Origin of the sequence: Wohlfahrtiimonas sp. G9077, from assembly GCF_002252155.1 — a bacterium.
In the GTDB taxonomy this organism is placed as follows: Bacteria; Pseudomonadota; Gammaproteobacteria; order Cardiobacteriales; family Wohlfahrtiimonadaceae; genus Wohlfahrtiimonas.
Window position 1 is genome coordinate 45,098 of record NZ_NEFD01000007.1, and the last position, 15,875, is coordinate 60,972.

Below are 15,875 nucleotides of genomic sequence, written 5' to 3' on the forward strand. Positions count from 1 at the left end.
CATGAGACTCGATAAATGGTTATGGGCGGCGCGTTTTTATAAGACGCGTCGTTTGGCGGTTGAAGCGATTGAGAAACACCAAGTGAGCGTCAATGGCGACAATGCCAAACCTGCTCGCATGATTAAAATTGGTGACACACTCGTCATCGAAAAAGCGGGCGAAACCTTTGTCATCATCATTGATGATTTAAGCGAAGTGCGCGGCCCTGCCCCAAAAGCTCAACTTTTATATCATGAAACGGAAGAGAGTTTAGCCAAACGCTTAGCAGATCGTGAAATGCGTAAGCTTGTGCACGCACCAAAGCCTGACAAAGCCCCGGATAAAAAAGATCGTCAATTGTTGCGCAAAATGCGCCACAGCCATGAGTAATTTACAGCTTGCCATTGATGATTTCTTAGCCAAATTTGCCCAGCGCTACCGCGAACGTAGCGTTGAGGCGAAAGCCTTAGCACTCCATCAATTAGCGCATCATCTCGAAGATCAAGGGCTGACAGAATGGTCACAATGCGATCAGCAGTTATTGCAAAAGTACATCATCTACCGCAACAAAGGCGATAAAAAGCATGAGTGTTTTCAGCGCCCTTTAGCCTTAACGAGTTTAAAAACTCATTTAGCGGGCATCCGTGTCTTTTTTGACCATTTAGTGGAGGAAGCCATCCTCACGGCCAATCCTGCACGCTTAGTGAAAATGCCTAAAGTTCAGCAATCGCTGCCCAAAGTGATTGCGGTAGATACCATCACGCAAATGCTCGATCAAACGGCAGAGACTGAACTTGAAACCCGTGATTTTGCCATCTGTGAGCTCTTTTACAGCACCGGTTTGCGTTTATCTGAATTGACGCAGTTAGATCTCAATCACATCTCTTTAAGCAATCTTGAGGTGAAAGTCATCGATGGTAAAGGCGGCAAAGGACGCATTGTACCCCTTGGCACAAAAGCCAAAGACGCCCTTGAAAAATGGCTACAGCTTAGAGCCACATGGAAAAATTTAGACGATGCCCTTTTTATCACCAAACGCGGCAGCCGCATGACATCTCGTCAAGTGAGTAATCGGGTCAAACACATTGCCGATAAGATGGGGAAAAGCCTGAAAGTCCATCCGCACATGTTTCGTCACTCCATGGCGACCCATGTTTTAGAGTCAAGCCAAGACATTCGCTCTGTGCAAGAGCTCCTTGGGCATGCGGACATCTCCACCACACAAATCTATACCCATTTAGATTTTGGGCATTTATCCAAAATCTTTGATGCGGCTCATCCGCGCGCGAAAAAAAAGCCACGCAAATAGCGTGGCTCATATTCAGTGTGGAACGAAAGCTTATAAAGTTTCGCCGCCCACTTGACGGTTACATGGGCATAATTCGTCAGTTTGTAACGCATCTAAAATACGTAAAACTTCTGAAGGGTTACGACCTACGTTCAAACCATTTACAGATACGTGTTGGATAACGTTGTCAGGATCTACGATGAAAGTTGCGCGAAGTGCAACGCCAGCTTCTTGATCACGAATACCTAACATATCAACCAATTCACCTTTCACATCAGCGAAAGAGTAGTGACCTAATTTGTCTAAATCTTTGTGATCACGTCTCCAAGCGAGTTTACAGAATTCGTTGTCTACGCTACCGCCCATTAATACAGCATCACGGTCTTCAAAATCTTTTGCTAATTTGTCAAAAGCAACGATTTCAGTCGGACATACAAATGTAAAATCTTTTGGATAGAAATAGATCACTTTCCATTTGCCTGGGAAAGATTTTTCATTGATTGTTTCAAAAGCAGATACGCCGTTTTCTTCGTGGTGGTTAAAGCCAGGTTTTACGCCTACAACTTCAAACGCATCTAAACGATCACCAACAGTTTTTGAGTTACCAAAAGTGAAATCAACATCCATGTTAATACTCCTTTTAAGTTAATTGAAAGAACATACTTGACGCATTCATACTATATATTTACGGCCATATATTCAAGGATATTACCCATTAAAATACTAAACTCGAACCATTAATATTTTTAATTGCATGAGTTACTTAATGTAACTTCGTGGCGCAATATCTTTTCTATTGCCTTCATAATTATAGTATACACGGTTTATTCCTGAGGGATACCCTTTGATAAGGCAATCACTTTTTTAAATGTTTTGCGCAACAACGGCGGTACAGAGCGCATGCCACGTAAACGGGCATGATCACACACAGCAATCGCTAAATCAGGTTTTGATGTTTTTTGTACCGCTCGCTGAATGATCTCATGAATGGGCTTATCCACAAAATCATCATTACCATAGGCAATCTCTTTATACACGCGGCTAAAGCCCTTTTGAAAGAGGAAATTTTCAATGTCTCGCGCAGGCAATCGCGTCACATGGCGGTAATACTCATCTTTATTTTTACAGTGTGTACGCACCAATTTCGCATAATGTTTGCCGGCCGCATCGCCATCAGCCATCACATACCATTCAATGCCCATCGCCTCTGCATATTCCACAAGTGGCATCACGCCACATTGGGCAAATTCCACCAGCGTAATGCCTTCTGCACTGAGATTATAGCCGCACACTTCGGCCAACTCTTTTAAGAGCCAAATCTCTGTCTCGCCTTCTACTAAAAACCAACAGCGCGCAAAGAGCGCAATTGGCCGACGATGAAAAATATGAAACGTCACTTTGCGTTGTGTGCTGCGTGACAAACTGTTTGGCAACACTTGATTGACGACAATTTCATTGTCGGCACGCGAGATTCTCAACACATTATGCAAAGAGACGATTGGAATTAAATCACTGCTGTTGCTCGTCAGAATTTTTTGAATGGGCAAATTGCCAAGCAGACGCATGCCAACGGACATAATCGTCGGGTGAATGCTGCCACCAAAATCTTTTAGAAATAAAATGGGCAATGCATGTTCAGACAATGAATAACCCATGCGATGGAAAATCACACTCGTAAAAAAGCGCATCATCACATTGCGCGCCGCCGAGTTATCAAGTTGATCCAATAAATCATTGATTTTATCCAGCACCTGCCAATCTTCTAACGTCGGTTTCCGGATGTGCTCTTCTGTACTTTTGTGGCTCACTAAATAATAGGTTAAAAGAAGCGTTGCGGCATATAAGCCCTGCTCTAACTCGCGATCAGTCAATTGATGCGTGTCTTTCGTCAATTGCTGCACCAAAAGATTGTAATACGATTCGATGCGCTCATTGTCTTTACGCGTCACCGCTTCATAGGCCGCGCTGCCCCGCAAAATCAACAATGGATTGAGGTCAATCAAACACTGCAAACGCGCTTTAAAATCATCCACCACAATTGGTTCACGCATGCCATCCACAAAACGATGCTGCGTGATGACAGTGTCCTGCATTTTACGAGCGCTCACTTCATAACAGATGCGTGACGCGTTGCCTTCGTCTAGATAACTGATGGCTTTAAGCTCAGGATAGATCGGCAAAATCGGCTTTTCTGTCGGATGCTCTTGATAAATAAAACGCACGCGTAGGCAATCATTTGGGCAATCGCGCTCCTCAAAAAAGTCATACGGTTGGCATTGATAGAGAAAGTTCTCTTTTGTGATCATGGCAAGGGCTGAAATGAGGCTCGATGACCCCCAGCTATTTTCGCCAATTAAAACGCTCACATCATCATTGAGGTTGATCGTTAATTCACGAATCCCTTTGAATCCTTGGATTTCGATGGAATGCAGTAACATTCACGCTCCTTTATTATCATCATAATGATTCATCTTTAAAGAATATAGGAAAGTAACCGTTTCCCAAAGTCTTATTGTATTGAAAGCTTCAGAAATGTCCCCATCATGGTAGGATATAAGATCATTTTTTTAACACACGGACACACTTATGCTCTCTATTTTTAACAGCTTAACGCGCCAACAAGAAGATTTCATCCCCATTGAGCCCAATAAAATTCGCATGTACGTGTGCGGCATGACGGTGTATGACTATTGTCACATTGGTCATGCGCGCTCTTTGATCGCCTTTGACATGATCCGCCGTTACTTAATGCACAAAGGGTTTGATGTGCATTTTGTGCGTAACATTACAGACATCGATGACAAAATCATCAAACGTGCCAATGAACGCGGCATCACCATTCATGAATTAACAGATGAATTCATCACGGCGATGCATGAAGACTGCGCAAAACTCAATGTATTAGCACCGGATTCTGAACCACGCGCCACAGATGCCATCGCTGGCATGATTGAACTCATTGAGGGCTTAATCAACAAAGGCCTTGCCTATGCTGTACCAGATGGCGATGTCTATTATCGCGTGCGCAGCTTTAAAGATTATGGCAAATTGTCCAATCAAAACATTGATGAATTGCGCTCAGGCGAACGCGTTGAAGTGCAATCCGATAAAGAAGATCCGTTGGATTTTGTGCTTTGGAAACGCGCCAAAGCCGGCGAACCTTACTGGGATTCACCTTGGGGACAAGGTCGCCCAGGTTGGCACATTGAATGCTCTGTGATGAGTAAAGAGACCCTTGGTCACCATTTTGACATTCATGGCGGCGGTATGGATTTAAAATTCCCGCATCATGAATGTGAAATTGCCCAATCTGAAGGCTACCACGAAGAACCGATGGCCAATTATTGGATGCACAATGGCTTTATTAACATCAACAACGAAAAAATGAGTAAATCTCTCGGTAACTTCTTCACCATCCGCGATGTGCTCAAATATTTTCCGGCAGAAGTGTTGCGCTTTTTCATGCTCAACAGCCATTATCGCACCCATGTGAACTATTCAGATGATTTGCTCAATCAAGCATGGAATGGTTTACGCCGCTTGTACACAGCCCTTAATGATGCGCCTGATGAATTGCCAGCCTTTGATCCTCATCATCCGATTGCTGTACGTTTCAGTGACGTGATGGATGATGATTTCAATACGCCACAAGCCATCGATTTACTCTTTGAGGCGGCCAATCTTTATAACAAACATCATGATCCTAAAGATTATGTGGTGCTCAAAACATTGGGCAATGTACTAGGCTTATTAGAAGCAAATCCGGATCACTTCTTAAAAAGTGCCCCTAACCAAAGCGATGATGACACTGATTTGATCGAAGCATTGATTGCAGAACGCAACGAAGCCCGCGCCAATAAGAACTGGGCAGAATCAGATCGCATCCGCGATGAACTCAAAGCGCGCAATGTTGTCCTTGAAGATAAACAAGGCAAAACCACATGGCGCCGCGAAACACAATAATTGAACAATAGGAGATACTGATGATCAATCCTGAAACCCAACAACCGTTAGTAGATTTTCCAACGCACTTTTTATTCAAAATCACGGGTAAAAATGAGCCAAACTTTGAGTCAGACATCATTGCGCTGCTCAAAAAAGTTGATCCCACCATTGATGATTCAAAAATCACACGCAAATTGAGCTCATCGGATAAATATTTATCATTATCCGTCAATGTTTGGGTGACCAAACAAGAAGAGATTGATGAAGTTTACACGCTTCTCAAAGCTGAACCGCGCGTTGTGTGGGCACTCTAAAGATTGATCCCTTAGCTTGCTAAGGGATTTTTTTTGGCATTTTGCCACAATTCGATTATAGTGATTGAGCCATCATTAACCATTGATAATAACGAGGATACCTATGAAAATACTAAAATTTTCTTCTCTATTGATCGCCGGTGCCATTTTATCTGCCTGCGCCACAACGCCTGCAGAAAAAGCAGCCTATCAAAAACAGCTGCTCGATACTCAAGTGAGTTTAGCCGCGCAATGTAATCCAAAAACTGCAGAGTTAATGGCACAATTGCCAACGGCACAAAAGTTACCAGAAGCTGAGAAAAAAGCGTTTGAAAAAGCTTATGTCAACCATTTAAATAACCCTGTTTTCCAAGCATGTTACAAAATGGCTTGGACAAACTATAAAGAGCAAAACCAGCTAGAGATCGCACGCATGCAAGCATTAGATGCAACTGATGCTTGGGATTGGGACAATGGCTTTTTCTACAATGATCCATGGGCATTTAACTATTACGACTAACGCATCCACTGCGTCGTCGATTGTCGCTCAGCAGCTTGACGCAACGGTTCGTTGAACAAGCCGCCTAACAGCAAGAGCGCCAATAAAATCAGCACACCGTACCACGGTCCTTGTGGTACGGGTCTGCCATACTCGTTTTCTTCACTTGAGCCTGGCATCAGCATCACAAAGAGTAAAAATGCGACATTGAGTGCTGGAATAAAATAAAAAATCACCCACCAACCGCTTAAATTAATGTCGTGCAGACGCAACACCATGATGCGAATTGAGGCAATCATCGTCAGCACAAGCAAAACTAAAATGAATAATGTTGGTAAAAAGAGCATGCTCACCACCATTGCGAGCATCAATACACCATAGAAAATCACCCATGCATTGATGAAGTTTAAGCGGCCATAACGGCCATCAAAGGATAAAGAAAAGAACTCTGGCACCGCATCTTGTCCATCTTCATAACGATCAATGCGCTGTGGCGCTAGGCTTTGTTTGCGCTCAATGTCCGCTTGCATGCGCTCAATGCGCTGATAATCATAGGGATCTTTTTCTGTCGTAACCGGTGAAGGCTCAAGCTTTGGTGGTGGTTCTGGCACATCAAAAGAGAGGTTCATCATGGATTCAGAGCTCATTTCCATCATGAGCCCCAAATTCTCTAAACGATTTTTGAGCGTCAATGCATCGTTCATGGACAGATGCTTTTTCAATGGAATGATTTTGCCTGAAAAAAATGCAGGGATTTGCTCCGCTGGCACTTTAAGTTTTTGCTGAACATCTCGCTTGACGGCGTCAACGTCAAATCCCGGAATCACTTGACCGGTAAAAGAGACCGTGTATTGATCCTGCATTGTTTCTCCTTGATGATTTATCGTTATTATTCATGTACAAAACGACTACATGTTATACAAGAAATGTGATGGAAAATCAAAATATTCAATGAAGTGCAAAGATAAAAAAGCCGCCCGAAGGCGGCTCTGTCTTTAAAGGATCCACGAAGGATCCACGGCTTATTTGTGCGCTGCGTCCTCATGATTTTTCTCATAAATGGCATGCTCTTTTTGACCAAAGCGCTTACCGATTAAAGAGAAGAAGACTGGCGCATAAAAGAGCACCAACAATGTCCCGCCAATCATCCCACCAATCACGGTTCGACCCACAACGTTTTGTGCACCAGAACCTGCGCCATTACTGAGCGCCATTGGCAATACACCAAAACCAAAGGCAAGAGATGTCATGATGATCGGACGCAAGCGAAGATGCGCTGCTTCCACCGTTGCTTCCACAATGTTTTTGCCTTGTAAGAGCAAGTCCTTGGCAAACTCAATGATCAAGATGGCATTTTTAGAGGTCAAACCAAGCACTGTCAATAAGCCCACTTGGAAATAGACGTCATTTTGAATGTCCACCAAGTTTGCCGCAGCCACCGCACCAATCACACCCACCGGCAATGTGAAGATCACCGCAAATGGAATCGACCAAGATTCATACAATGCAGCCAAGCTTAGGAAGATGACAAAAATAGAGATGATATAGAGATAAATCTGCATGTTCCCTGTTTTGCGCTCTTCATAGGATGTGTCTGTCCATTGCACTTGCACGCCATCTAAATATTGCTGTGTAATGGCCTCAATCTCATTCATCACTTCACCGGTACTAAAACCATGTTTGGCTTCAATGGAAAATGGGAAGGCTGAATAACCATCAAAGCGGTTCAATTGCGGTGAACCTTGTGTCCAACGCGTGCTGGCAAAGGCACTGAATGGCACCATTTGACCCACTTTATTGCGTACATACCATTTATCAAAGTCTTCAGGTTGCATGCGATACTCAGCATCCCCTTGCAATAAAACTTTCTTAATGCGACCGCGATCCACAAAGTCATTGACATACAAGCTACCCCACGCAATCGCTAAGGAGCTGTTGATGTCACCGACGGTAATTTGTAATGCACGGGCTTTTTCTTGGTCAATGTCCACATGCAGCTGCGGACCATCAAACTGACCACTTGGGCGCAATGTCTGAACGTTCATGGTTTTTGATTGTGTGGCCACAATGCCCATAAACTTCATCACTTCACCCATAAATTGCTGATGCGGCAATCCGGTGACGTTTTGCAATGTGAACGACACACCAGAGGCTGTACCAAGCTCAATAATTGCAGGCGGCGCAAATACGAAACCTTGTGTACTTGGAATCGTATGTAAATACTCTGCCAAACGCTTTTGAATCGCCGCCAATTTCTGAGCAGGATCCTTACGCTCGCTCCAATCTTTAAGTTTTAAGAAGAATAAACCATGCTGACCACCGCGACCGCCAAAGCTAAAGCCTGAAATCGCCATAATGGCATCGATGGAGTTTTTCTCTTCCGTCAAAACATGATTGGAGATTTGCTCCAAAATATCGCTTGTGATGTCAAGCGCGGTACCATCTGGGCCAATCGTCATCCCAATCAGAATCCCTTGATCCTCATCAGGCAAGAAGCTTGTGGGCAAGCGTGAAAAACCATAATAGATCAACGCAAGCATCGCAAAAAATGCCACAACATAACGTTTCGGATGCGTCACAGCATGCGTTGCACCGCCACGATAACGTTGATTCATGCGATCAAACCAGTTGTTAAACTTCGTCACCGGCCAATCCACAACGCGCCCAACGGCTGCAAAGATTTTACCAATCCCTTTAGGTTCCGTTTTATCATGCGGCGATTTTAAAATCGTGGCACACAACGCGGATGTAAAGATGATGGCACACACCACAGATAACGACATCGCCGTGATGATGGTAATCGAGAACTGACGATAAATCACGCCGGATGCACCACTTAAGAAGGCCATCGGCACGAATACCGCGGACAATACAACGGCAATCCCCACCAATGCACTGGTGATTTGATCCATCGATTTACGGGTGGCTTCAATGGGGGATAAACCCTCTTCTTCCATAATACGCTCAACGTTTTCCACCACAACAATGGCATCATCCACAAGCAAACCGATGGCCAATACCATCGCAAAGAGCGTCAGCGTATTGAGGGTAAAACCAAAAACATCTAACACCGCAAATGTCCCAAGCAACACAACAGGAATCGCCAATGTGGGAATGATGGTGGCGCGAATGTTACGTAAGAAGAGATACATCACCACAAACACTAAAGCCACGGCTTCAATCAATGTTTTGACAACGTTGTGAATGGAGATTTCAACAAATGGCGTGGTGTCATATGGAAAGGCATAATCAATGCCTTCTGGCAATAACACAGATAAACGCTTTAAGGTGTCTTTAACATCATGCGCGGTGTCTAAAGCGTTCGCACCAGAAGCTAGACTTAAACCCAATGCCGCTGAAGATTGGTTGTTATATTTTGCATCAAAGGCGGTGGATTCTGCTGCCAATTCGATGCGCGCCACATCGGCTAAACGCACTTGGCTACCATCTTCATTCACACGCAATTGAATGTCTTCAAATTGTTCGACCGATTCCAATTGTGTTTGTGCGGTGATGGTAAAGTTAATCTCTTGACCGGGCACCGTTGGCGTTGCACCCAATTGACCAAAGGCCACTTGCGTATTTTGCTCTTTAATGGCGGATAAAACATCCATCGGCGTCATGCCATATTTATTCAGCAGATAAGGATCTAGCCATACACGCATCGCATAACCTGAACCAAAGAACTGAATGTCCCCAAGCCCATTAATACGACTAATGGTGTCTTTAATGTTGGTGTTGATGAAATCGCCAATGTCCGCATTGCTGTATTTGCCATCTTTAGAGTAGAAACTCACCACCATAAAGAAGGAACCGGAAGATTTTTGTACCGTCACGCCTTGGCGCTGTACATCTTCTGGCAATGTGGATAATGCGGTTTGAATCTTGTTTTGTACCTGAACCTGTGCCATGTCAGGATCGACCCCTTGGTTAAAGGTCAACGTAATCTGAAAGCTCCCTTGGCTCGTGCTCGATGAGTTCATATAACGAAAACCATCTAAACCCGATAAGTTCTGCTCGATCACCTGCGTGACACTGTTTTCAATCGTGGTGGCGTTTGCCCCAGGATACATCCCGACAATGGAGACTTGAGGCGGTGCAATTTCAGGATATTGTGCCACTGGCAAAGAGCGCAGCGACAAAATCCCTAAAAACATGGTTAAGATCGCAAGCACCCATGCAAAGATGGGGCGATCTATAAAAAAGCGAGCCATATGTATTCCCTTCCCTGTTAGTGAGTTTGCGTCGGTGCATCATTGGCAATGTTCAGCGGCACTTTATCCGTACGGCGCATCATACTTTGCACCTGCTGAATGCCCTCAATCACCACTTGTTCACCGGCTTTTAAACCTTGGGAGATGAGCCAGTTATTGCCATTGGCATGCTCAATTTCCACAGGACGCACCTCAGCAATGTTGCCTTGACCCACCACGATCACAAAGGCTTGACCTTTTGGATCACGATAAATGGCTTTTTGTGGAATCTGAATGGCATCTTTCTGAATGCCTTGATCCACAATCGAACGCACAAACATCCCCGGCAACAATAATTGATCAGGATTGGGGAATTCGGCTTGAATTAAAATGGAGCCCGTTGTAGGGTCAACTGTGCGATCAGAGAATTTCACCACGCCAGCCTCAGGATAGATTGAGCCATCATCCATCACTAAGTGCACAGTGAAATTATTATCATCAATGGCACCCGGCACAGGATTGATTAATGTGCCATCACGGAATTTCTTCTGCATGCGCGTAAAATCTTTTGCAGAATAGGTAATGTCCACACGCATTGGATCATTTTGCTGAATCACAGCCATTTCCATCGCTTGCCCTGCCGTCACCAATGCACCTTGCGTATAATTAGAGCGGCCAATTTGACCACTAATGGGCGCCAACATTTTGGTGTAATTTAAGCTGATTTCAGCATTATTCACTTCTGCTTTTGCAGCGGACACTTGGGCATTGGCTTGGATCAATGCCGCATTGGCATCATCGACATCTTGTTTGCTCACCGCTTTTGATGAAGACAACGCATTGATGCGTTTTGCCTTTTCAGCCGCGGCATATTGATTGGCTTTGGCCTGTTCTAATTTTGCTTCGGCAATTTTAAGCGCTGCATCATAAATGGCCGGATCAATTTGATAAAGCGTCGTGCCCTCTTCAACATAAGAGCCCTCTACAAAGTGACGATTTAAAATGATGCCACCCACTTGTGGGCGCACTTCAGCAATTTTAGAAGCCTTTGTGCGGCCGGGTAATTCTGCTTTGACCAACACATCTTGGGCTTGTGTGGTATAAGTCACCACTTTGACAGGCGGCACACCTGCAGCTTGCTGAGCACTTTTATCGTCGGAACATGCCGATAGCGCCAATGCGCCCGCCATGACCAACAGCCATTTCTGATTGGACAACAATTTTCTCATCATATCTACAGTCTCGATTAATAGTACTAAAGCTTGGTTAAGTGAATCATGATCTTCATGGCATTTTCGATCTCAGCATCGCTGAAATCTTTCATTGAATTGAGCATCCATTCCCCATAAATTTCATCGAGTACACGCTGACACAACGCATCACCTTGATCCGATAAACAATAATAGGGAGAACGTTTGTCACTCTCATTCTCTTTAATGCAGATTAAACCTTCATCTAACAATGGCTTCATGTGCTTTTGGACAGCTTGGCGAGTAATGAGTAAATCTGCGGCTAATGCTGCCGTTGTCATGCCTTGTTTTTCATATTTTTCATGCGTGGCAATGTGAATGACCAATTGCCAAGACGGAAAATTCAGCCCTGTTGGCTCAATCAACCGTTGGTTGATCTTCATTAAATTGGTTCGGGCTTTAAAATAATAAGTAAAAAACTCATGAATTGTATCGAAACGCTCTGCCATCATGACCTAAATAACACACAAAAGAAGATGACCTATATTAATGTTCGACAACAAGGTTGTCAAACATTAATCGAGACTATAAATTGTTTCTATGAGGGGAAAATTAGACTTTTACCACCAAAACATCACACGGAGAATCATTGATGATTGAACCCGATGTTGAGCCCAATAACAGCGCCAAACCTTGACGTGTGTGTGCACCAACCACCACCAATTCCACTTGTAGGGATTCGGCTGTTTTGATGATGCCTTCTTTGGTTGAAAAGGCAGAAACCACGTGTGTGTCCGCATCCGGAATGCCTAAGCGATCGGCTAAAGCACGGGCATTTCTTTTTGCCTCGGCCACAACTTCTGAATCCGTTTGTTCAGAGATAATCGGCATCAACTCATAGCCAAGGGCAATGTTAATATCTTCTAACACATGCAGTAATGTGATTTTTGCATGGTTACGTTCTGCCACCACCATCGCTTGTTTGACGATTTTCTCTGAATCGGCTGAATGATCAATGGCCACTAATACATGTTTATATTCATTACTCATAATTATTCCTCTAGGGTTAGGGTTTGATGCTTTAGATTTATCATAACATTCTATGACCGAATGGGATAAAATAGCCATTTTATTATTAATCTAAATCATGGCAAGTCTCTTTTTTATTGTGCCTGCAGGTGGTGTTGGCGCACGCATGCAAGCGGATCGTCCGAAGCAATATTTGATGCTGACAGAGTCTCAATCTGTCCTTGCAGCCACGTTATCGCTCCTTAAAAGCCAAGGTGAGCATACGATTGCTGTAGGGGTTTCTGCCGATGATGGTTATTTTGCCAACCTTGATTTACCTAAAGATTTATTGCGCTATGATGCTGGCCCCAATCGCTCTGACACCGTTCGTTTGGGTTTACAAGCCATTTCGCATTTAGCCAAAGATGATGATTGGGTGATCGTCCATGATGCAGCGCGCCCAGGTTTAACGCCCGAAGAGCTCCAACAATTCATCGAGCAAGTGATGAAAGAACCCAATTCCATTGGTGGCATCATGGCGTTGCCTGCGGTAGACACAGTCAAACAAGTCCATGCGCAACAAATCACACACACCATTGATCGGAGCACCATTCATTTGGCGCAAACGCCGCAAATGTTCCGCTATGGCATTTTAAAAGCCGCTTATGAAGAGGCATTGACGGGGAATTTAGCCGTCACCGATGAAGCCTCTGCCGTCGAAGCGCTTGGCCATCATCCATTTGTGTATCAAGGTTATCCCCATAATTTTAAAATCACGCATCCGACCGATTTACGATTGATGCAATTTTTATTTTCAGAGAGGACAATATGCGAGTAGGCATTGGTTTTGATGTGCACGCCTTTACAGAAGGTGATCATGTAATCTTAGCGGGTGAAAAAATCCCTCACACTCAAGCATTTTTAGCCCATTCCGATGGCGATGTGGTGCTCCATGCCTTAACCGATGCCATTTTAGGTGCGGCAAAATGCGGTGACATTGGCGTGCTCTTTCCCGATACAGATCCGACCTATAAAGGTGCAGACAGCATGATTTTACTGCAAAAAGCGTACGAGAAAGTCAAAGCCAAAGGCTGGTGCATTGGCAACATTGACATCACTGTGATGGCCGAACGCCCAAAACTGATGCCCCATAAAGAGAAAATGGCCTCAAACATTGCCAAAGCTTTAAATTTACCGGAAGATGATGTCAATGTGAAAGCCACCACGATGGAAAAACTCGGCTTTATCGGCCGTGAAGAAGGCATCGCCGCACAAGCCATCGTACTGCTGAACCCTTGTCAAGATTAAGGTTAATATAAATCGTGTAGAGTGCTACACTATTTCATTCGTTTTATTTTTCATTGAGAGCAAAACAACATGTCGATAGAGAAACGCAAGTTATTCATTACCAATGCACTTCCATATGCCAATGGTGATATACACTTAGGTCATTTGTTAGGTTACATCCAAGGTGATATTTGGGCGCGTTTCCATCGGATGTGTGGCTCTGAAGTGCATTTCATCTGTGCAGATGATGCCCACGGCACACCCATCATGATCCGCGCACAAAATTTAGGCATAACGCCTGAAGAGCTCATTGCCAAAGCGCAAAAAGCCCACTTAGAAGATTTCGTGGATTTCCACATCGAGTTTGACAATTACTACACCACAAACAGCGAAGAAAACCGCCGACTCGTTGAAGACATCTATTTGAAATTAAAAGATGCAGGCTTGATCGAAACCCGCGAAATTCAGCAGTTTTTCGATGAAGAGAAACAGATGTTCCTGCCAGATCGCTTCATTAAAGGCGAATGCCCTAAATGTCATGCCAAAGATCAATACGGCGACAACTGTGAAGCCTGTGGCGGTGTGTATCATCCCACAGAATTGATCAACCCGTTTTCTGTGGTGTCCGGCAAAACTCCGGTGATGAAAGGCTCTGAGCACTTCTTCTTTAAATTATCCGATGAGCGCTGCGTCACTTTCCTTCGCGAATTTTTAGCCAACAGTGATCGCTTACAACCTGAAGCGGCCAACAAAATGAAAGAGTGGCTCGGCACAGATGAAGACAATAAGCTTTCCGATTGGGATATTTCCCGCGATGCACCTTATTTTGGCTTCCCAATTCCGAACGCACCCAATAAATACTTTTATGTATGGTTAGATGCGCCGGTGGGTTACTTTGCTTCATTGGCCAATTACATTGCGCGCCATCCTGAATTTGCTTTAAATGACTTCATTGAGCGCGATGCTGCTGAAAAAGCGGGCACAGAAATGGTGCACTTCATTGGTAAGGACATCATGTATTTCCATACCTTATTCTGGCCTGCAATGCTCAATTTCTCAGGTTATCGCTTGCCCACGCAATATGCCGTCAATGGATTTATCACCGTCAATGGCGCAAAAATGAGTAAATCACGCGGTACATTCATCACGGCGCGTTCTTACTTAGATGAACAATTGAATCCTGAATGGTTGCGTTATTACTTTGCCGCTAAATCATCGGGCGCGATTGATGATCTTGATTTAAACTTAGAAGATTTGGTCAGCCGCGTCAATTCTGATTTAGTGGGTAAATTTGTGAACATTGCATCCCGTACGAGCCGCTTTGTCTCTAATTTATTTAATAATCAGCTCAGCACTTTTGCACAAGAGACCACAGAATTATTGGCCACAATTCGCACGATGCAAGCGAACATCATCAATCATTATGAAGATCGTAACTTTGCAGCAGCCATGCGCGAAGTGGCACGTGGTTGTGATTTGGTCAATGAGCACTTTGATACCACAAAACCTTGGGAATTGGCAAAAAATGAAGCCGATCATGCCCGTTTACAATCTTTGTGCACCAGTTATTTAGAAGCGTTTAGATTGCTAAGCATCTATTTATACCCAATCTTGCCACAAACGGTGAAAAACATTGCCGCTTACCTTAACAGTGATCTTTCGACGTTTGATGCCACGCGCAATAACCTAGAAAATGCCACCATCAACAATTATGAGCACTTGATGAAGCGCATTGACATCAAACAGCTCAATCAATTGGTGGATCGCAATAAAGAGTCCCTCAAAGCGGCTGAGCCACAAAAGAAAGCGGAAAAAACTGAGAAGAAAGAGAAGAAAAAAGCTGAAGTTGTGTTGCCTGAAGGCTGCATCAACATCGATGACTTCTCTAAAGTAGATTTGCGCTTAGGCAAAGTATTGAGCTGCGATTTTGTGGAAGGCTCGGATAAATTGCTCGCATTTACAGTGGATTTAGGCGAAGAGAAACCGCGCAACATCTTCTCTGGCATTCGTTCAGCATATGGTGAGCCACAATTATTGGTGGGTAAATATGTAATTGTGGTGGCCAACTTAGCGCCACGCAAAATGCGCTTTGGCGTCAGTGAAGGCATGATTTTATCTGCATCCATTGATGGCGATTTGGCCTTGTTGACCACATTGAGTGAATTAAAACCGGGTGCGAAGATTTCTTAATG

At 44.1% G+C, this 15,875-nt stretch carries 15 protein-coding genes; 8 read left to right on the forward strand and 7 right to left on the reverse strand.

Annotated elements, in window-relative coordinates:
* The first annotated feature begins 1 nt into the window (after position 1).
* Positions 2 to 370 carry an RNA-binding S4 domain-containing protein gene (locus tag B9T20_RS08860; RefSeq protein ID WP_094490716.1) on the forward strand — a complete coding sequence of 123 codons (369 nt, stop codon included), beginning with the start codon at positions 2 to 4 and terminating at the stop codon, positions 368 to 370.
* Positions 363 to 1,289 (forward strand): tyrosine recombinase XerC, encoded by a 927-nt coding sequence (locus B9T20_RS08865; RefSeq protein WP_094490717.1) that lies wholly within the window; start codon positions 363 to 365, stop codon positions 1,287 to 1,289. Before B9T20_RS08860 ends, B9T20_RS08865 begins: the two co-directional genes overlap by 8 nt.
* 30 nt (positions 1,290 to 1,319) lie before the next feature.
* Here the strand turns inward: B9T20_RS08865 and B9T20_RS08870 are convergent, their stop codons facing one another.
* A complete protein-coding gene (locus B9T20_RS08870) occupies positions 1,320 to 1,895 on the reverse strand; it encodes a peroxiredoxin (RefSeq protein ID WP_008316196.1) in 576 nt (191 codons plus the stop codon).
* A 197-nt stretch (positions 1,896 to 2,092) separates the two neighbouring features.
* Positions 2,093 to 3,706 carry a DUF2813 domain-containing protein gene (locus tag B9T20_RS08875; protein WP_094490718.1) on the reverse strand — a complete coding sequence of 538 codons (1,614 nt, stop codon included), beginning with the start codon at positions 3,704 to 3,706 and terminating at the stop codon, positions 2,093 to 2,095.
* Positions 3,707 to 3,854: 148 nt separating this feature from the next.
* Here B9T20_RS08875 and cysS point away from each other — a divergent pair, with 148 nt between their 5' ends.
* From cysS to B9T20_RS08890, 3 genes are all read left to right on the forward strand, one after another.
* Positions 3,855 to 5,231 (forward strand): cysteine--tRNA ligase, encoded by a 1,377-nt coding sequence (gene cysS / locus B9T20_RS08880; protein WP_094490719.1) that lies wholly within the window; start codon positions 3,855 to 3,857, stop codon positions 5,229 to 5,231.
* A gap of 20 nt (positions 5,232 to 5,251) precedes the next feature.
* Positions 5,252 to 5,527: a DUF493 domain-containing protein gene (locus B9T20_RS08885; RefSeq protein ID WP_094490720.1), complete on the forward strand. Its 276-nt coding sequence runs from the start codon at positions 5,252 to 5,254 to the stop codon at positions 5,525 to 5,527.
* Positions 5,528 to 5,630: 103 nt separating this feature from the next.
* Positions 5,631 to 6,026, forward strand: coding sequence for a hypothetical protein (locus B9T20_RS08890; RefSeq protein WP_094490721.1), 396 nt, complete (start codon positions 5,631 to 5,633; stop codon positions 6,024 to 6,026).
* Here B9T20_RS08890 and B9T20_RS08895 read toward each other — a convergent pair.
* The 5 genes from B9T20_RS08895 to B9T20_RS08915 all read right to left on the reverse strand — a co-directional run bounded on the left by B9T20_RS08895 (position 6,023) and on the right by B9T20_RS08915 (position 12,438).
* Entirely contained in the window at positions 6,023 to 6,868 is an 846-nt protein-coding gene (locus B9T20_RS08895) for a DUF805 domain-containing protein (RefSeq protein WP_094490722.1), read from the reverse strand. The two genes, B9T20_RS08890 and B9T20_RS08895, sit on opposite strands and share 4 nt — an antisense overlap.
* A gap of 159 nt (positions 6,869 to 7,027) precedes the next feature.
* Positions 7,028 to 10,219, reverse strand: a complete 3,192-nt coding sequence (locus tag B9T20_RS08900; RefSeq protein ID WP_094490723.1) for an efflux RND transporter permease subunit — start codon at positions 10,217 to 10,219, stop codon at positions 7,028 to 7,030.
* A 17-nt stretch (positions 10,220 to 10,236) separates the two neighbouring features.
* Positions 10,237 to 11,430, reverse strand: coding sequence for an efflux RND transporter periplasmic adaptor subunit (locus B9T20_RS08905; protein WP_094490724.1), 1,194 nt, complete (start codon positions 11,428 to 11,430; stop codon positions 10,237 to 10,239).
* Between the two features lie 23 nt (positions 11,431 to 11,453).
* Positions 11,454 to 11,897 carry a MarR family winged helix-turn-helix transcriptional regulator gene (locus tag B9T20_RS08910; RefSeq protein ID WP_094490787.1) on the reverse strand — a complete coding sequence of 148 codons (444 nt, stop codon included), beginning with the start codon at positions 11,895 to 11,897 and terminating at the stop codon, positions 11,454 to 11,456.
* A 103-nt stretch (positions 11,898 to 12,000) separates the two neighbouring features.
* Positions 12,001 to 12,438, reverse strand: coding sequence for a universal stress protein (locus B9T20_RS08915; protein WP_094490725.1), 438 nt, complete (start codon positions 12,436 to 12,438; stop codon positions 12,001 to 12,003).
* Between the two features lie 97 nt (positions 12,439 to 12,535).
* On the opposite strand from B9T20_RS08915, the gene ispD reads away from it, so the two are divergent.
* The 3 genes from ispD (at position 12,536) to metG (ending at position 15,873) form a co-directional block, all read left to right on the forward strand.
* Positions 12,536 to 13,234, forward strand: coding sequence for a 2-C-methyl-D-erythritol 4-phosphate cytidylyltransferase (gene ispD / locus B9T20_RS08920; protein WP_094490726.1), 699 nt, complete (start codon positions 12,536 to 12,538; stop codon positions 13,232 to 13,234).
* The gene (gene ispF, locus B9T20_RS08925) at positions 13,225 to 13,704 is read left to right on the forward strand and encodes a 2-C-methyl-D-erythritol 2,4-cyclodiphosphate synthase (protein WP_094490727.1); all 480 of its coding nucleotides are present in this window, start codon (positions 13,225 to 13,227) and stop codon (positions 13,702 to 13,704) included. Before ispD ends, ispF begins: the two co-directional genes overlap by 10 nt.
* Before the next feature lie 69 nt (positions 13,705 to 13,773).
* Positions 13,774 to 15,873: a methionine--tRNA ligase gene (metG, locus tag B9T20_RS08930; protein ID WP_094490728.1), complete on the forward strand. Its 2,100-nt coding sequence runs from the start codon at positions 13,774 to 13,776 to the stop codon at positions 15,871 to 15,873.
* Positions 15,874 to 15,875 lie beyond the last annotated feature (2 nt).